The organism is Streptomyces sp. MST-110588, from assembly GCF_022695595.1.
Classification (GTDB): Bacteria; Actinomycetota; Actinomycetes; order Streptomycetales; family Streptomycetaceae; genus Streptomyces.
Window position 1 is genome coordinate 4,093,074 of record NZ_CP074380.1, and the last position, 16,584, is coordinate 4,109,657.

Here is a 16,584-nt window from a genome sequence, read left to right on the forward strand (position 1 = left end):
CTCGCCTTGGCGTGCCCTCCCCTTACAGGGGCCGCCGGCCGCCGGCTACCGCTCAGCGGCCGGTTCCGCCCCCTCTCACAGGTCGAACTCGGCCGGCGTGATGTCCAGCGCGTAGCAGACCTCGCGGACGACGGCCTGCTCGGTCTTGTCGAAGTCCCCGTCGGCGCCGCCGATGACGATGCCGATCTGGATGACGGCACGCGCCTCGACCGGCTTCTTCTTCACCTTGCCGATGTCCTGCATCACGCTGACCTTGCCGAAGTCGAAGTCGGCGGTCAGCTTGTCCAGGTACGCGTCGAAGCGGCGCCGCAGATCGTCCGCGGGGAAGTTCTGGAGCACCTCGTTGGTGGCGATGAGCTGGGCCACGCGCTGGCGCTCGGAGGGGTCCACGGAGCCGTCGGCGGCGGCCACCAGGGCGCACATCGCCATGCTCGCGTCCCGGAAGGCGCCGCTCTTGAGGTCGTTCTTCTTCGCGATGAGCTGCGACTGCATCGTCTGGGCGGAATCCTTGATCCGGTCCCACAGAGCCATGTGGATCTCCTTGTCGTTCCCGCAGTGCGAGTAATGCAGAAGCAAAATCTACAGGCTTGTAGAACTTCCTCGTAATCGCCCCTCCTGCCAAACCGTCTTCTCCGCGCGGTACGGGGCCGGCGGACCGCCGGAACCGGGTCGGTGCGACGGGGCACCGGGCCGGTGCGCGGCGAGTAAGGTGAAACCGACGGAGGCGCTCCCGTGCGCCGGCGACCAGGCCGGCCTCGTCTCCGGAAAACGACGACACCGGGCGATCCGTGCCCGGGGCAGGGCCGCGACATGACCGCAACAGCCTGCCGCGTCCGTACAGGGAGTGAACGGCGGTGACCTTCGCCCGTCCGCTGCCCTCGTCCGGACTGGCCGAGATCCGTATCGTCGCCGCCACCTCCGAGGTGGCCCGGCAGGTCGCCGAGGCGCTGCGCCGCCGCTTCGCAGGCGAGGACGCGCTCGGCTGTCCGGCGCACTCCGACGGCAGTGGCACCGTCCTGTATCTGACGGTCGACACGATGCGCGAGCACGGCCGGCCCGGACCCGTCCGGCCGCGGCGTACCCCCAGCGACCCGGACACCGGACACGCGCACCCGGACAACTCCGGCTGACCGGGTGGGTGAGCGGCGCGGATACGGCCGGGTGCCGGGTGGCGCCCCGCCGCAGCGGGAGTACGACGGGACGTCACCTGCCTTCTCCATCACGCCTACGGACCTACGGGCCAGGGGTTGATGGGCCCAGCGGTTCATGTGGGTTATGGGCTTATGAACCCGACGCGAACACAGCAGGCGAGGGACGGCAGTACGCCGTCCCTCGCCTGTTCCCCCGTCCGGTGCGGTCCGGCCCCCCAGCCCCCAGCCCCCCGGCTCGGCCCGGCCCGCACCCCGTGCTCCCCCTGCCTTCCCGCCCCCTTACCGGCTTACCTGACCGGCCTCACCTGACCGGCCTCACCGGGCCGTCAGCGCAGCCGCAGCGCCGTACGGATCGTCCTGAAGAGGTCCGTCTGGTCGGTGACCCCCAGCACGCGGAACGCCTGCGGCCCCTGAGCCGCGATCCGCACCTCGGTACCCGTGTGCTCCTGCGACTGACCAGGCGTGTTGGTCGAGTAGTTGACCTTCAGCCGGCTGCCCTCGTTGGTGACGAGCGTGGAGGACAGGCCGGGCGGGTTGGCCTCCAGCGGCACGATCTGGCTGGAGTGGCCGTGGTCGGCGGTGGTGACCACCAGCGTGTCCGGGTGCTTGGCGGCGTAGTCGCGGGCCACCTTCACCGCACGGTCGAACGCCGCGGTCTCACCGATCTGCCCGCAGGGGTCGGCCGCGTGGTCCTGCTTGTCGATCGAGGCGCCCTCGATCTGGAGGAAGAAGCCCTTGTCCGAGCCCTTGCCGCCGTGGCCCTTGGAGGACCGCGCCCGCTGCTTGTCCTCCAGCAGCGCGATCGCCTTCTTGGCCTGCTCGTCCAGCGCCGGGGTGCCGGCGGGCCGCTTGGAGTTGGAGGTGGTGCAGCGCTGCGGGTCGGTGCCGCCGACTGCGGCCGGCTTCCCGGTCCACTCCACCGGCACGTTGCCCGGCGCGAAGAGCCCCAGCACCGGTTTGCCGCCCTTGACGCTCTTGACGCCCTTCAGGCCCTTGGCGTCCGTGACGACCTGGTAGCCGAGCTTGCTTGCCTGCTGGAGCACCGTCATGCCCTTGTACCGGCCCTCGGTGATCTTCTGGTCGAAGCGCTGCTTGCCGCCGCCCAGCAGTACGTCCACCTTGTGGTTGACGCTCTGCTCGGCGATCGAACCCGGTCCGCCCTTGCCGATCGTGTCCACGGCGCACTTGGCCATGTCGGCCGGGCCCTGGCAGCTACGGTCGGTGGCGTGCGAGGCGAGCACGGCCGGGGTGGCGTCGGTGAGTTCGGCGGTGGTGACGGATCCGGTGGCGTAACCGTTCTTCTGGGCCAGCTCAAGGATCGTCGGCAGCGCCTTGTTGGTACCCGGCGTCTTGGAGATCCGGCCGTTGACCGTCTTGTGGCCGGTGGCCCAGCCGCTGCCGCTGGCCGCCGAGTCGGTGACGTAGTCCGGCTTGCCCTTCTCATCGACCGAGTACGTCGTGTACGCGCCGGTCATCGGGAGCCTGTCCATGTTCAGCCGGCCCGCGGCACCCACGGTGTAGTCCCGCGCGAGGGTGATCTCCGAGTCGCCCATGCCGTCACCGATCAGCAGGATGACGTTCTTGGCCGGGCCGCCCTTGACCGCGTGCTCCACCTGCTCCTGCGTGCCGAACGCGGAGGCTCCGGCGGGCACGGCCACGGCCGTGGCGAGCACCACGGTGGCGCAGGCTATGACGTGGCGGCGGGACAGGCGCACTCTTCGCATGGGGAACTCCTCTTTCGTACGGCCGGGTGCCGACGCCGCGAAGCTCACCAGGCGGGGGTGAACCAGAGGTGACGGACGAGCGGACAACAAACCGCTCCTGAGGAACGAGCGCCCCCCAAGGCAAGAACAAACAACCCCCCACACCGAACCCACCCACACCTGCCCCCCGAACCCGGCCGCGACTCCTACCCGAACCCGGCCGTGGCTGCGACCCGGGACCCGGCCACGTCTGTCACCCGAAGCCGACCGCGACTGCGACCCGGGCCCGGTCCCCTGCCCGCACGGCTTCCCTCCCCGCGCACCGGCCGCCTTCTCCGCACGCCGCCTTCTCCGCACGCCGGCTTCCCCGCCTGCCCGGCCTACCCGAGAATGCCGCGCTCGTACGCCACGGCGACCGCCTCCGCTCGGTCCTTGACCCCCAACTTGCCGTATATATGCGTCAGGTGAGTCTTCACGGTCGCCTCGCTGACGAACAGCACCGCCGCGATCTCCCGGTTGGACGTGCCCTTGGCCACCAGCCTCAGCACCTCCCGCTCGCGCCCGCTCAACGGCTGCCGGCCCGGTGACCTGACCCGGGACACCAGCCGGGAGGCAACCGCGGGGGACAGCACCGTACGGCCCTCGGCCGCCGCGCGGACGGCGTTGAACAGTTCCTCCCGTGGGGTGTCCTTGAGCAGGTAGCCGGTGGCTCCCGCTTCGATGGCGGGCAGGGTGTCGGAGTCGGTGTCGTACGTCGTCAGCACCAGCACCTTGCAGCGCGGCGCCCGGCGGGCCAGCTCGCCGATCGCGGCCACCCCGCCGCCCCCGGGCATCCGCAGGTCCATCAGCACCACATCGGGATCCAGCCGGACCGCGAGCGCAACCCCTTCGACCCCGTCCGCAGCCTCGCCCAGCACCGCGAAACCTGGGGAGGAGGCGAACATCCCGCGCAGTCCGTCCCGTACGACGGGATGGTCATCGACTATGAGAACGGTGACGGGCGGACCGGGTGGGTCGGGCGGACCGGGCTGATCGACTGGGCCCTGGCCGGCAGGCTCGTACTCAGCCATGGCGCACCAACAACGGTACCCGGGCACAGACCGCCGTCCCCTGCCCCGGCCCGGACTCGACGTCCACCGTCCCGGCGATCCGCTCAGCGCGCGCCCGCATCCCCCCGATCCCGAAACCGCCGCCCCTCAATCCCCCAGCCCCCGAACCACCGGACCCGAAACCACCGGCCCCGACCCCGCCGCTCCCCAGGCCACCGGCCCCAACACCGCCGGCTCCAAGGCAACCGGCCTCAAGGCCGGCCGCCCGCCGACGCGGTGGGGGTGCTGCCGGGTCAAAACCGCGCCCGTCGTCCCGTACGTCCAACGTCACTTCCTCTTCCATGTACGAGAGCGTGACACCCACCCGTGACGCGCCGGCGTGCCGGCCCACGTTGGCCAGTGCCTCCTGCGCGATCCGCAGCAGCGTCGCCTCGACCTCTTCGTGCAGCGGCTCGGGCTCACCGGTGACGGTGAACGCGGCCCGTACGTCCTGGGCCGCCGACCACTCCACCACGGTCTTCTCCAGCGCGGCCGGCAGCGCGTCGTGCTCCAGGGCGCCCGGCCCCAGGTCCTGCACCGAGCGGCGGGCCTCGCCCAGGCTGTGCCGGGCCAGCTCCGCCGCGCGCAGGGCGTGCTCCCGGGCGACGGCCGGGTCGGCCTGCTCGGTGGCGGCCTGGAGCTGGGTGATGATGCCGGTGAGCCCTTGCGCGAGGGTGTCGTGGATCTCCGCGGCGAGCCGTTGCCGCTCGTCGTTGATCCCCGCCTCCCGGGCCTGCGCGAGGAGTTGGGCCTGTAGTCCGGCATTTTCCGCCATCGCCTGCTCCAGCCGGGCGTTGGTGCGTTCCAGTTCCTGGATGGTGGCGGCCCTGGCGGCGGCGTGCTCGGCCTCCTGGCCGGTGACATGCTGAAAGAAGAGCACGAGCCCGGAGTTGACCGTGAACAGCGCGAGAAAGGCGAACCACCCCGTCGCACCGCGCGGCGGCAGCCCGCCGCTCGCCGCGCCCGCCAGGGTCGCGGCGCTGCCGAGCAGGCCCAGGCGCGCGGCGCGCCGGGAGAGGAACTGGACGGTGTCGACGTAACCGATGGCCGCGTAGACGCCGAAGTACGGGTTGAGCCAGCAGAGCGCGAAGGCGACGCCGAACCGCAGGACGTAATAGACCTGCCCGAGGAGGTATTCCCGCTCGGAGACCCGGAGCTGCCCGGCGAACGCCTGCTCACCGTCGACGGGCTCCCACCCGACCACCCGCCACCACACATGGAGTGCGTACGCGGCCGTCACCAGCGCACCGGCCGCGTACATCTGGCCCCGGCTCATCAACTGGTCGGCCGAGCGGGCTGCTATGACCGTGGCCATCGTCAGCAGAACGAGCCCGCCCCACCGCTGGAAGCACCGATACCCGCTTCCCTGACCCGCCGTCACCATCCGGCCGCCGTCCTCGACCGCTCCGCCGTACCCCTCCACCCTGCCGCCCCCGCTCGTCTACGACCGGCCTGTGTCCACCGTGGCCCAGCCCCGCCCAGCCCCGCCCTGTCCAGCTCAGCCCAACCCTGTCCTGTCCTGTCCTGTCCTGTCCCGGCATCGTTCCCCTACGAGGCCCCGCCCCCTCTCCTCTCTCCCGCCTCCCCGCCCCCACTCCTCTCTACCGCCTCCCCAGCCCTGCTACACCCTGGGCTCGCCCGTGCCCACTACTCCCACCGGAACCACCGTGCGGCGGCGCCGATCAGCAGCGCGGTCCACAGCGCGAGGACGCCCAGGTGCGACCAGTCGGGCCAGTGCCCGCCGGTGGCCTGCGCCATGGCCTGGGACGCGGCTCCAAAGGGCGTGTACTGCACGATGCGCTGGAGTATCTCCGGCATGGACTGGACCGGCAGCCACAGCCCCGAGGTGAACATCATCGGGAAGAAGGCCGCCGAACCGATGGCCCCGGCGGCCTTGACCGTACGGGACAGCGCACAGATCACACAGCCGAACGCGAGCGCCCCGAGCATCGTGAGCAGCAGTGTCACGGCGAATCCGACGGGCTGCTCCGGCAGCCGTACGGCGAAGCCGAGCCGGCCGACGGCCAGGGCGAGGACGACGGAGCCCAGGCAGACGGCGCTGTGCAGCACTATCTGCGCGGTGAGCAGGACCGCGGGCCGTACGGGCGTGGTGGACATCCGACGCAGTACGCCGCGCTCCCGGTAACCGGCCAGGGTGCCCGGCATGACCTGGAGGCCCGTGATGATCACGGCGACGAGCACGGCCACGGCGACGTACAGGTCGATCACGCGGAGACCGCCGTTGGCCGGGTCAGGCTCCCGGAAGGACGGGATCAGCCCGAGGATCGTCAGCAGCAGCGCCGGGAAGACCAGGACCCAGAACACCCCGCCCGGCTCCCGGGCGAACAGCCGCGCCTCCGCCTTGAGTACGGCCGCGAAGGGTGAGACCCGCCCGGGGCCCCGCACCGGCCCCGCGCCGGGTCCGTTCTTCGTCATGACCTTCACGGCCCTCTCATCCATGGCACTCTCCGCCATCTCACGCCTCCTGAGCGGTCAGATCGAGGAACGCGTCGTCCAAGGTCGCGTCGGTCACCCGCAACTGCCGTGCGGTGATCCGGCGCCGCGCCAGCAGCGATATCACCGCGTTGACGGTCTCGTCGGTCCCGGTGATGACCACCCGCCCACCGGCCGCCTCGCCGCCCGGCACCCGCTCGCACGCCACGGACGCCGGCCCCGGCAGTGCCGCCAGTTCCTCCTTGCTCAGCGGCTCCGAGGGGATGAAGGAGATGACGGTCGAACGTGCGGCCCCGGTGATGAGCGCCGCGGGCGCGTCCAGCGCGGCGATCCGCCCGCGGTCGATCACCGCGACGCGGTCGCACAGCCGCTGCGCTTCCTCCATGAAGTGCGTGACGAGCAGAACGGTCACCCCGGACGCCCGTATGTCCTCGATGAGTTCCCAGGTGTCACGGCGGGCCCGCGGGTCCAGGCCGGTGGTCAGCTCGTCCAGGACCACGATCCGGGGACCGCCGATGAGCGCGAGCGCGATGAACAGCCGCTGCTTCTGTCCGCCGGAGAGCTTCCCGAAGCGGGCGTCGAGCCGGTCGGTGAGATTGAGCCGTTCGACGAGTATGCGCCAGTCGGCGGGCCGCGCGTAGAACGCGGCGTACAGCTCCAGTGCTTCGCGGACGGTGAGTTTCTCCTGCAACTCGCTTTCCTGCAACTGCACGCCGAGGATCTGTGTCACCCGCTCGTGATCGGCGACCGGATCCAGCCCGCCCACCCGTACGACACCCGCGTCCGGGGTCCGCAGCCCCTCGACGCACTCCACGGTGGTTGTCTTTCCCGCGCCGTTCGGCCCCAGTACACCGAAGATCTCCCCCTCTTCGACACCGAAGGAAACGCCGTCCACGACGGCCCTGCCCCCGTACTCCTTGCGTAGCCCGCTGACTTCGATGATCGGCATGCAACGAGCATCCGCCCGGACCGCACCCGGCCACATCGCCCGATGCGCCTGTCCTTCCATCGGCCGATCGGTTGATGGTGGGACAGGCCAGCGGCCCCTTTTCAGCCCGCGCTGCGCCGTCCGAGCGAATTTCCCCCCGACCTCATCGACGCGCGGTCATATCTCCCGCCATTCCGACCCCCTATACACATCATGAGAAAGCGCCGCAAACCATACAAACCGTTCACCGAACCAGAACATCGCGAAAGGAGCACCCCATGACGACCACCGCCGCGACCGCCGGATTCTGGTCCGCCCTCCTCGCCGCCTTTCTCAAGGTCCTCGCCTACCTGGGTTTCAAGGCACCTGCCTCCGCCCTCGCCCCCACTCCAGCCACCCCTACTCCAGCCGCCCCCTCCTCGGCCTCCACTGCCGGCCCGGCCCCTGCCCCCGGCGCGGCACCTGCCGCCGGCTCGGCTTCCCGTCCCGTACCACCGGACTCCGGAGCTGCCTGCCTCCTCCCTCACCCCCGCTGCGCCACTCCTGCAGGACCCGCTGCACGCTCCCTGCCGCCGACCATGAAGCAGCGCATCCAGGCCGAAGCCCACAACGCGGCTCCCGCCACCCGTTCCCTCCTCACCTCCGAGTCGCCCCGCTCCTTCCCCACGGTCGCCGCGCTGCACGGCGAATCGGCCCTCTGTCCGTCCTGAGCAACGGCACTCGCCACCGCATCAAGAACCCCTCAGCGATTCCCCGCTCTCTCCCACGAGCTCCAACTCCCCACCACGCAACGCGCTTTATCAGCAGTCCGCAGCCGACACAGAACTCTCGCGCTCTACACGGGTACCTGCCGCGCGTGCCGTACGCGCCTTACCACCCTGCGCACCGTACGTGCCGAGCGCGCCCTGCGACCCTGCCGCGTCTTTGCGGCCCAGGCGCCGTGAACCGGCGTGTAAGCATCCGGAACAATGGAAACGGCTGGGCGCCAGGGACGAAGAGATGAAGGCGATGCCCTCCTAGGAGCGCGTGGTGCAGATCACGACCGATACGGTGGAAACCGTGATCGGCGATAAGGCCCAGCTCGTACGCGCGCTACAGGACCGGCTGATGGTCGAACAGGCCAAGGGGATGGCGCATCGGTGCCAATGACCGGATACCCCGAATATCCCGGGTACCCGGAGTGCCGGACGCCTGAAGTGAAAGTGGCGCCACCGCCAGGCAGGCAGGCGGCGCGCAATCCGCCGGTCCGGCTTTCTCCTCCGACTGGCCACTCTGAGGGCCCCGGACGCAAGCAAAAAGACCCAGGTCTCTGACCTGGGCCTTTGTAGTGGAGCGGGCGACGAGAATCGAACTCGCGCTCTGAGCTTGGGAAGCTCATGTTCTACCATTAAACTACGCCCGCGCGACACGGCCGCCTGTTGGCGGAGCGTCGTCGGACACTCTACCCCATGTCCCTCCTTGGGTGAATAGCGGTAAGCCGGTGAGGGTGGGACGGGTGCGCGGTGGGCGGGAGTTGGGCGTACGGTGGGGCGTCGGAGTGCCGCGTACGGAGGCGCCCAGTTCATCCCCTAATGTGGCTTTTGTCGTCCACGCAGTTGGGAGAGGGACTTGATGGAGCGCACCGTCGTCCGTTGTGCCGAAGGGCACGTGTTCAGCACCGCTTCGTTCCCGATGCAGACCACGGACCGGCTCGGCCCCGGCCGGCTGCTGCGCTGCCCGCGCTGTGCGCGGCTGCGGCACGCGGTACCGGTGGAGTACGAGAAGCGGTAGGGAAGCCGGAACGTACGGCCGGGGCGGGATCGACGGCCGTACGTGGTGAGCGGTAAGTAAGCGGAAGACGTGGAGAGGGTCCGGTTCCCCGGCGGGGGCCGGGCCCTCTTCGTGCGTGGCGGAACGGCTCGGGCGCGTATCCTCGACCCGTGCTTCTCTCAGACAAGGACATCCGGACCGAGATCGACGCGGGACGGGTCCGCATCGATCCCTATGACGAGTCGATGGTTCAGCCGTCGAGTATCGATGTGCGCCTCGACCGCTTTTTCCGGGTGTTCGAGAACCACCGGTACCCCCACATCGACCCCGCGGTCGAGCAGCCCGACCTGACCCGTGAGGTAGTCCCGGAGGGGGACGAGGCGTTCATCCTCCACCCCGGCGAGTTCGTGCTGGCCTCGACGTACGAGGTCATCACGCTGCCCGACGACATCGCCTCGCGCCTGGAGGGCAAGAGCTCGCTGGGCCGGCTGGGTCTGCTGACGCACTCGACCGCCGGGTTCATCGATCCGGGCTTCAGCGGGCATGTGACCCTGGAGCTGAGCAATGTCGCCACGCTGCCGATCAAGCTGTGGCCGGGGATGAAGATCGGGCAGTTGTGCATGTTCCGGCTGACCTCGCCGGCCGAGCACCCGTACGGCTCCGCGCAGTACGGCTCCCGGTACCAGGGCCAGCGCGGGCCGACGCCCTCGCGGTCGTACATGAACTTCCACCGTACGCAGGTCTGAGCGCGCGGAAGCCCGGGGCGCAGTGCAGGCTCGGGGTGCAGGGCTCGGGGCGTGGGCGCGGACACCGGCGTCGGTGCGGGCGCGGACGGAGCGTGGGCGTCGGCGCAGGCTCGGGGATGTCGAGAGATAGCTGAGAGAGACAGAGATACGTGAGTGACGTGCGGGAAAATCTGACGTACGAGCGCTTCGGCGGCGCGATTCGCGAGCTGGCGCAGATGGTCGCCGACGACGGGTACGAGCCCGACGTCGTGCTGTCGATCGCGCGCGGCGGCGTGTTCGTGGCCGGCGGGCTGGCGTACGCGCTGGACTGCAAGAACATCCACCTGGTGAACGTGGAGTTTTATACGGGGGTGGGCGAGACGCTCGAAATGCCCGTCATGCTGGCGCCCGTCCCGAACGCGATCGACTTCTCGAACAAGAAGGTCCTGATCGCGGACGACGTCGCCGACACGGGCAAGACCCTCAAGCTCGTGCACGACTTCTGCCTCGACGCGGTCGCCGACGTGCGCTCGGCCGTCATCTATGAGAAGTCGCACAGCCTGGTGAAGTGCGAGTACGTGTGGAAGCGCACGGACGACTGGATCAACTTCCCGTGGAGCGTGGAGCCGCCGGTCGTGCGGCGTGAGGGCCAGGTCCTCGACGCGTAGGCCCCGGCCGCAGTACGGACGCCCCCGGTTCCTTGTCGGAATCGGGGGCGTCCGTCTTTTGTGTTTCTTTTACGCGTATTTTCGGCATCAAGAATCCGGTAAGGACGCGACAAGAAAACTTCCGGCCGCTTTTCCGGTGATCACTCCTTCATAAACTCGGAGGCCGAACGGCACGGTCGTGCCGTTCCGCGTCGTGCCGTCGGCTGCTCAGGGACGGGAACAGCAAGGGGGACTCATGTCCAAAAACGAGTCGTTAGTTGATGCGGCGGCTCTCGGGAAGCTCTCGAAGAGCTTCGAGAGCTATGGGGCGGACCTGGAGAGCTATATCAAGGAATTCCAGGGGAAGACCGGCTCCGAGGTCATTCATGACGGATTCGGCGTCCTGACCGAATCCGAAGAGGTCACCTCCGCGTACATCGAGCTGTCCACGGACATGACGCAGACGCTGAACGAACTGCGACGCCACCTCGACCAAATGAGCCAGGGGATCCGCCAGGTCCAGCAGAACGCCACGGCGACGGACGAATCCCTGTCGAGCGGCTTCGACCAGGGACGTCACGCATGAGCGGAGACGAGTCCGTGGCCGAGCAGGTCTACGAGGCCGGCCTGGAGATCATCAACCCCGGCGGTGACCCGGACACCCTCCGCGCGGCGGCCAAGGGGTGGCGGGACCTCCACGACAACCTCCAGAGCATGTTCCAGGGCCTGGACGGCGAAGTGCGGCGGACCCTGGATTCCGGATGGCGGGGACCGGCGGCCGACGCCTTCGCGAAACACTGGAAAGACCTCAAGGCGGGGATGGACAAAACCCTGCCGCAATTGCCGCAGGCGGCAAAGAGCCTCGACGAGGCGGCGGATGCCATCGAGGAGATCAACGACGAGATCCACCAGATCTACCTGGAGATCGGAATATCCATCGGCATTTCGGTGGGACTGTCGTTTCTCACCATGGGCTTCTCGGCGGCTGCGGGGGCCGCCCGAGCCGCCCAGCTCGCCGCCCGGGCCGCCAAACTCGCCAAAACGCTCGGCACCATCCTGCAGAAGGTCGGCCACGCTTTCAAAACCATCTCCCGGCTGGCGAAGGAGCACCGCTTCCTGAAGAACGTTCTGGTCAACTGGGCCAGCAACACCGGCGGCACCGTTATCACCAACGCGCTGACCGGGCAGGAGACCAACCTGTTCGACGCGACCTGGCAGGGCGGGCTCTCCGCGGTCGCCGGTACCGGGCCCGGGCTCATTTTCTCCCGGGGGCTGGCCAAGACCCGGCCGCTGGTCGGTGACATAGTGGGCGGCTCCGTTGGGAGTACGGTCGGCGGGCTCGCCGTCGACGGGACGAAGAATCTCGACAACGATTCGTCGAACGATGTCAGCGGGAAAAACGTGCTCTGGGACGCAGCGGTCAACGTGGTCGGTGGCGGGCTGGGAGGCGGAGCCGTACACGGTGCGAACAAGCACCTGCCACCCGGGCAGGAGGGCCCGCACTTCTCGGTGGAAGGGCCGGCTCAGGGAGCCGTCTACGGCGGTACCGGGGCCATCGGCGCGCCACTGCACGATGTCATTGTCGGCAAGGACTCGGACGACAAGAAAAGTGAGGACACCGGCGCCAGTGCGGCACAGGCACCGAAGAAGGGATCGGTGAGGGACGTGTTCGGGTGAGGGAGCGCGACGCCGGCACCGCCCTGGCTACTGCTGTGGCCTGGGGTGGTGCCGTGGCCTTCATGGTCTGCCTGCTGGTTCGGAAGATCGCGCCGTATCCACGCTGGGATTTGCTCGGGTGCCTGGCGGTTTCCGCCGTCGCGGTGCTGGCGTGGTGGCGAAAAGCGAGCGGACGTACGAGGAGCAGGCGGACGGTGTTCGCCGGTCGGGCGACGCGGGCTTCTGCTTGGCCCATACCGGGGGAGCGGGGGATTCTCTGGTGGCCCGGCAGACGCTTTCCGTTTGTTCTCCTCGTCCTGTTGATGCTGCCCCTGCCGATCGTCATGCTGTACCTGTCGTCAACAGGGAGCTCGCCCCAGGTGGCCGCGATCCTTGCGCACGGCCCGCGTATATCGGATGTGACGGTCGCTCAGGTTCACCACTCGTACTTCAAGCAGGGCAAGGGTTACAGCTACTACGAGTCCGCGGTCACGGTCATGGTGCCGGTCGGGGACGGTGACGCGGCCCCCAGCCGGCCCGGGAAAGGAATGCCACGACTCAGGAGCGTCGTGGAATCCTCCACCCGGCCGCACCCAGGTAGCCGGTTCCCGGGCTTGTACGCTCCTGACCACCTCGCCGCAGGGATCATTCTGGACACTCGCGGCCAACTGCGCTCGCTTCTCGGTGGGCCCGCCGGTCCGCGGGATTTAGTGATGCTGGGCCTTTGGAGCATCTTGCCTTTGGGCTGCGCCGTATTCGCCTTCCGTAAACGTGCCGCCTCACTTCCCTGGGACGATGTGCCCGGCGACGGTGAGGCCCGAATGCTCCGGGTCCGGGTCGTGGGCGCGGGCGCGGGCGCGGGTGACTATCTCAACCGCCGTATGGAAAGGGCCTCGAAGCCGGGCAAGCCGGAATTGAGACCCACGCTGCGTTTGAACTCGCCGAGCGGGAGCCGCGATCTGCTGCTGGAGCGGTGCCTGGACCCCGTACAACTCGCCGAGGCCCTTCACGGTGTTCAGGGGCGTCTCTACTGGGCCCCCAAGCCGGAAGACAGACCCGAGTACTCCGTCCCTGCCTTGCTCGTCCTGGACGACGGCCGGTACGTACGGGGAGACACGATCAACGGTACGCCCCCGGGGACCCCGGCGGGTGAGCCGGTCGCCGAACCCCTCCCCAACGATCAGCAGGCGATCCGCCCGGTAGGGCCCTACGTACTGTGGCAGCCCCAGGTGCACAGACCGGGCCTAGTCGGCTGCGCTGTCGCCTTCCTCGCCGTGGTCCTGCTGGTGTCGGGCGCCGGATACGGCAACGCGACGCTGCGCAACGCGTGCTTGGTGGTCGCCGGGGCTGGGCCGGTCGTCGGACTGGCGCTGATTCGAAGGAGACGTACGCACTATTTGCGCCGGTTGGTGCGGCCGATCTGAAAGGGACAGCTCAAGGAGCGAACCGAACGTAAGGCTCATCCGGCACGTAAGTCTCGTACACCACATCAGCCGCTCCAACCTCTTTCGCCCTACCCCCTCCAGCCGCTGGTTTCGGCCAATCCCGTCCCGGCTGTTCCGCCGGCCTCTACCTGCGAGTAGAAACCGGCGGTAACAGCGGTAGCAGGAGTGCGGTAGCAGGAGTCTGGAAGGGAGGCCCGATGGGGCGCGCGGGACCAGGGCGGCTGACGGCCGTCGTCGCGGCGTGTGTGATGGCTTTCGGTGGCGTCGGTATGAGCGCGGGTGCGGCCACGGCCGCCGGCCCGGATGCGGGTGGGGGTCCGGGCGCGGGTACGCGTACGGCGGACGGTGCCGCGAGCAGCAAGCCGCTGCCGCCGAAGCTGGAGCGGATCCGGGCGGCCGAGGCGAAGAAGCTGTACGGCGACACCGCCGAGCGGCCTTTGGAGCAGCGCAAGACGTCCCTGATCTCGTTGGGGGACAGCGAGATCTCCGGCGAGGGCGTGGGGACGTACGAGCCGGGGACCAACGGGCCCGACAACTGGTGCCACCGTTCGCCCGATTCGGCCATCCACCGTACGGGCATCGCGGCCGATGTGACGTACAACGTCGCCTGCTCCGGCGCGTACACCGGAAACATCAAGATCGGCGGGAGCAAGCAGTACGCCGATGAGCTGGTGCAGAGCGACAGCCTGGCGATCAAGGCGCGCAACACCCGGCTGAAGATGATCCTGCTGGGTGTCGGGGCCAACGACGACCTCCAGTTCGGCCCGGTGATGACGGACTGCGTGACCCGCTGGTTCACCCTCCAGGGGCCGTGCGAGCCCAAGTACCAGCCGGGCTGGAAGGCACGGGTCGACGCCCTGGTGCCCAAGGTCGAGCAGACCGTCGGCGACCTGCGGACCGTGATGCGTGACGCGGGCTACGCGGACGGCGACTACAAACTCGTCGTGATGGGCTACCCGAGCCCGATCGGCCCGGACGTCGAGGACAACCCCGACTTCCCCGGGAAGCTGGCGGGCGGGTGCACGGGTTATACCTCCGACGCCGCCTGGGCGCGTGACTCGGCCGTACCGGTCTTCGAGAAGGGCGTGCGCAAGATCGCCAAGGACACCGGCGTGACCTACCTCGACGCCTCGCGGCTCTTCCACGGCCATGAGGTGTGCATGGAGGACACCTGGGCGCGCGGCCTGTACGTCGACCTGACCAACCCCTTCCCGCCGGACGAGAACTCCGTACGCCAGTCCTTCCACCCCAACAAGAGCGGCCACGGCGCCTTCGCCTCCTGCCTGACGCAGCTCTACGCGGCGGGTGTGCGGGAGGGCTCCTGCGCCGACCCGGCCAGCACCGGAAAGCCCAAGCTGTACCCCGGGGCCTGGGACGACGCTTACCGGCCGCTGAAGGGCGCGGCGACCGGCGACTGCGTGGACGTGACGGGCGCGAGCAGCCGCAACGGTACGGCGGTCGGCGGCTGGGACTGCAACGGCCAGCGCAACCAGGGCTGGTGGTACGAGCCGGAGCGGCGCTCCCTGCATGTGGAGATGACGCAGGACCGCTGCCTGGACGTGCCGGGCGGCAAGTACGAGCCGGGGGCCGGGCTGGTGCTGTGGAACTGCTCGGGCGCGGCCAACCAGCAGTTCGTCAAGGACGCCGGGAGCGGGACGATCCGGCCGGCCGCGGCGCAGGGCCTGTGTCTGACGCTGGGCGCGCCGAAGGACGCGCTGCGGCTGCGGGCGTGCGACGGGTCGGCGGCGCAGCGGTTCGTCTGACCTCGCAGTTCGTCTGATGTCGCGGGTTCTGTGCGTGTGACACGTACGGCGCACGACCGGCGCGCGTACGGGAAGGGGCCCGCATCCTGACCGGGATGCGGGCCCCTTCGGACGTACAGGTACGGGTACGGGGCGCGGGTACGGGCGCGGTGTGCGGCCGGGCGGACCGGCTGACGACTACAGGGTGCCCAGCTTGAGCAGCGCCAGCAGCGCGACGAGCTGGATGGACGCGGCACCCAGCGCCCTGGGCCACGGCAGGTCGTGCGACTTGCTGACCATGGTGGTGAACAGGAACCCGGACGCCAGCCAGGTGATCCAGCCCAGCACCTGCACCAGCGTACTGTCGCCGCCCAGGAACATCGCGAACACCAGCCGCGGCGCGTCCGTGATCGCCATGATCAGCATGGACAGGCCGATGGTCGGGGCCCAGGTGCCGTCGCCGCCGAGCTGGCGGGCGAGGGTGTGGGTCACCGCGCCCAGGATCAGACTGCCGACGACGAACATGATGCCGGTGATCAGCACCCACGGGATGCTGTTGGAGAGGGTGGCGTTGAGCACGTCCTCGCGGGCCTTGTCGAAGCCGAAGACCGCGAGCAGGCCGTAGACCAGGCTGACGATCAGGGCCGGAATCCAGACCGGGTGATCGCGCATCTGCATGAACGTCGGCCCGGGACGGGTCACGATGCCGACGAGCAACTGCTTCCAGGGCAGGCGGGGGCCGACGGGCGCAGCCGCGGCCTGACCGGCGCGGTAGGTCCCGCCGTCCCCGTACTGGCTGTCGCCGCCGTTCCCGTACGGGTCGCCGTAAGGGTCGGGGTACTGGCCGCCGGGTCCGGGGCCGTAGGCGTCCGGGACCTCGCCGACGCTGAACTGCCGGGTGTGACCGGGGTTGTTGTCGTTGGCGTACGGGGCGTAGGACTGCTGCACGGGCTCGTAGCCGTCGTCACCGAAGTACTCGGGCTCGCCGTGCCGGCCGCCGTGCTGGGCGCCGCCGTGCTGGGCGCCGCCCTGGTGCGGACCGCCCTGCTGCGGGGCGCCGTACCCCGGCCGGCTCGCGTACGGCTGCGGTGAGTGCGGCGCCTGCGGGGCCCGCGGCGACTGCTGCGGTTGCTGCCACTGTCCGTGCGGAGGCGGGGGCTGCTGCCCGTACGGTCCCTGCTGTCCGTACGGCGCCTGCTGCCCCTGCTGCTGCCCGTGCTGCGCGGAGCGGGAGTTCCGTCCGCGACCCATCCTGAATCCAGCCACGCGATCGAACGTACCTGGTCCGGAGGGTCT

The 16,584-nt window shown here is 69.4% G+C and carries 16 protein-coding genes and 1 tRNA gene; 9 read left to right on the forward strand and 8 right to left on the reverse strand.

Translation table 11 applies throughout. The features are described from left to right. Positions 1–75 precede the first annotated feature (75 nt). Complete coding sequence (locus KGS77_RS17965; RefSeq protein WP_242583046.1) at positions 76–531, reverse strand: TerB family tellurite resistance protein; 456 nt, start codon at positions 529–531, stop codon at positions 76–78. Positions 532–854: 323 nt separating this feature from the next. Between KGS77_RS17965 and KGS77_RS17970 the strand changes: the two genes are divergently transcribed. Further along, entirely contained in the window at positions 855–1,130 is a 276-nt protein-coding gene (locus tag KGS77_RS17970; RefSeq protein WP_242583049.1) for a hypothetical protein, read from the forward strand. A 347-nt stretch (positions 1,131–1,477) separates the two neighbouring features. Here KGS77_RS17970 and KGS77_RS17975 read toward each other — a convergent pair whose 3' ends face one another. From KGS77_RS17975 to KGS77_RS17995, 5 genes are all read right to left on the reverse strand, one after another. Continuing rightward, positions 1,478–2,875, reverse strand: a complete 1,398-nt coding sequence (locus KGS77_RS17975) for an alkaline phosphatase (RefSeq protein WP_242583052.1) — start codon at positions 2,873–2,875, stop codon at positions 1,478–1,480. Positions 2,876–3,234: 359 nt separating this feature from the next. Continuing rightward, entirely contained in the window at positions 3,235–3,924 is a 690-nt protein-coding gene (locus KGS77_RS17980; RefSeq protein WP_277994237.1) for a response regulator transcription factor, read from the reverse strand. Continuing rightward, complete coding sequence (locus KGS77_RS17985; protein ID WP_242587535.1) at positions 3,917–5,326, reverse strand: sensor histidine kinase; 1,410 nt, start codon at positions 5,324–5,326, stop codon at positions 3,917–3,919. The genes KGS77_RS17980 and KGS77_RS17985 overlap by 8 nt, the downstream gene beginning before the upstream one ends. A gap of 263 nt (positions 5,327–5,589) precedes the next feature. After that, a complete protein-coding gene (locus KGS77_RS17990; protein WP_242587536.1) occupies positions 5,590–6,378 on the reverse strand; it encodes an ABC transporter permease in 789 nt (262 codons plus the stop codon). 40 nt (positions 6,379–6,418) lie between these two features. Next, a complete protein-coding gene (locus KGS77_RS17995; RefSeq protein ID WP_242583054.1) occupies positions 6,419–7,345 on the reverse strand; it encodes an ABC transporter ATP-binding protein in 927 nt (308 codons plus the stop codon). 257 nt (positions 7,346–7,602) lie between these two features. Here KGS77_RS17995 and KGS77_RS18000 point away from each other — a divergent pair, with 257 nt between their 5' ends. Then, entirely contained in the window at positions 7,603–8,034 is a 432-nt protein-coding gene (locus KGS77_RS18000) for a DUF6344 domain-containing protein (RefSeq protein ID WP_242583057.1), read from the forward strand. A gap of 618 nt (positions 8,035–8,652) precedes the next feature. Here the strand turns inward: KGS77_RS18000 and KGS77_RS18005 are convergent. After that, positions 8,653–8,726: transfer RNA gene (locus KGS77_RS18005), tRNA-Gly, on the reverse strand. A 209-nt stretch (positions 8,727–8,935) separates the two neighbouring features. Here KGS77_RS18005 and KGS77_RS18010 point away from each other — a divergent pair. The 7 genes from KGS77_RS18010 to KGS77_RS18040 all read left to right on the forward strand — a co-directional run bounded on the left by KGS77_RS18010 (position 8,936) and on the right by KGS77_RS18040 (position 15,309). Further along, the gene (locus KGS77_RS18010; RefSeq protein WP_242583059.1) at positions 8,936–9,094 is read left to right on the forward strand and encodes a hypothetical protein; all 159 of its coding nucleotides are present in this window, start codon (positions 8,936–8,938) and stop codon (positions 9,092–9,094) included. A gap of 149 nt (positions 9,095–9,243) precedes the next feature. Beyond that, positions 9,244–9,819 carry a dCTP deaminase gene (gene dcd, locus KGS77_RS18015; protein ID WP_242583061.1) on the forward strand — a complete coding sequence of 192 codons (576 nt, stop codon included), beginning with the start codon at positions 9,244–9,246 and terminating at the stop codon, positions 9,817–9,819. A gap of 149 nt (positions 9,820–9,968) precedes the next feature. Beyond that, positions 9,969–10,466 carry a phosphoribosyltransferase gene (locus tag KGS77_RS18020; RefSeq protein WP_242583063.1) on the forward strand — a complete coding sequence of 166 codons (498 nt, stop codon included), beginning with the start codon at positions 9,969–9,971 and terminating at the stop codon, positions 10,464–10,466. A gap of 235 nt (positions 10,467–10,701) precedes the next feature. Then, complete coding sequence (locus tag KGS77_RS18025) at positions 10,702–11,031, forward strand: hypothetical protein (RefSeq protein ID WP_242583065.1); 330 nt, start codon at positions 10,702–10,704, stop codon at positions 11,029–11,031. Next, positions 11,028–12,122 (forward strand): WXG100 family type VII secretion target, encoded by a 1,095-nt coding sequence (locus tag KGS77_RS18030; protein WP_242583068.1) that lies wholly within the window; start codon positions 11,028–11,030, stop codon positions 12,120–12,122. The genes KGS77_RS18025 and KGS77_RS18030 overlap by 4 nt, the downstream gene beginning before the upstream one ends. Positions 12,123–12,175: 53 nt before the next feature. Continuing rightward, positions 12,176–13,525, forward strand: a complete 1,350-nt coding sequence (locus KGS77_RS18035) for a hypothetical protein (protein ID WP_242583071.1) — start codon at positions 12,176–12,178, stop codon at positions 13,523–13,525. A 218-nt stretch (positions 13,526–13,743) separates the two neighbouring features. Further along, complete coding sequence (locus KGS77_RS18040) at positions 13,744–15,309, forward strand: ricin-type beta-trefoil lectin domain protein (protein WP_242583074.1); 1,566 nt, start codon at positions 13,744–13,746, stop codon at positions 15,307–15,309. 177 nt (positions 15,310–15,486) lie between these two features. Here KGS77_RS18040 and KGS77_RS18045 read toward each other — a convergent pair whose 3' ends face one another. Continuing rightward, positions 15,487–16,539, reverse strand: a complete 1,053-nt coding sequence (locus KGS77_RS18045; protein WP_242587537.1) for a Yip1 family protein — start codon at positions 16,537–16,539, stop codon at positions 15,487–15,489. Positions 16,540–16,584 lie beyond the last annotated feature (45 nt).

Excerpts from the sequence above, each read along its gene's own strand:
- KGS77_RS18040 (WP_242583074.1), top strand. The coding sequence starts at position 13,744 with ATGGGGCGCGCGGGACCAGGGCGGCTGACGGCCGTCGTCGCGGCGTGT.
- KGS77_RS17985 (WP_242587535.1), bottom strand. The coding sequence starts at position 5,326 with ATGGTGACGGCGGGTCAGGGAAGCGGGTATCGGTGCTTCCAGCGGTGG.
- KGS77_RS18010 (WP_242583059.1), top strand. The coding sequence starts at position 8,936 with ATGGAGCGCACCGTCGTCCGTTGTGCCGAAGGGCACGTGTTCAGCACC.
- KGS77_RS17990 (WP_242587536.1), bottom strand. The coding sequence starts at position 6,378 with ATGACGAAGAACGGACCCGGCGCGGGGCCGGTGCGGGGCCCCGGGCGG.
- KGS77_RS17965 (WP_242583046.1), bottom strand. The coding sequence starts at position 531 with ATGGCTCTGTGGGACCGGATCAAGGATTCCGCCCAGACGATGCAGTCG.
- KGS77_RS17980 (WP_277994237.1), bottom strand. The coding sequence starts at position 3,924 with ATGGCTGAGTACGAGCCTGCCGGCCAGGGCCCAGTCGATCAGCCCGGT.
- KGS77_RS18045 (WP_242587537.1), bottom strand. The coding sequence starts at position 16,539 with ATGGGTCGCGGACGGAACTCCCGCTCCGCGCAGCACGGGCAGCAGCAG.
- KGS77_RS18030 (WP_242583068.1), top strand. The coding sequence starts at position 11,028 with ATGAGCGGAGACGAGTCCGTGGCCGAGCAGGTCTACGAGGCCGGCCTG.
- KGS77_RS18000 (WP_242583057.1), top strand. The coding sequence starts at position 7,603 with ATGACGACCACCGCCGCGACCGCCGGATTCTGGTCCGCCCTCCTCGCC.
- KGS77_RS17975 (WP_242583052.1), bottom strand. The coding sequence starts at position 2,875 with ATGCGAAGAGTGCGCCTGTCCCGCCGCCACGTCATAGCCTGCGCCACC.
- KGS77_RS18025 (WP_242583065.1), top strand. The coding sequence starts at position 10,702 with ATGTCCAAAAACGAGTCGTTAGTTGATGCGGCGGCTCTCGGGAAGCTC.
- KGS77_RS17995 (WP_242583054.1), bottom strand. The coding sequence starts at position 7,345 with ATGCCGATCATCGAAGTCAGCGGGCTACGCAAGGAGTACGGGGGCAGG.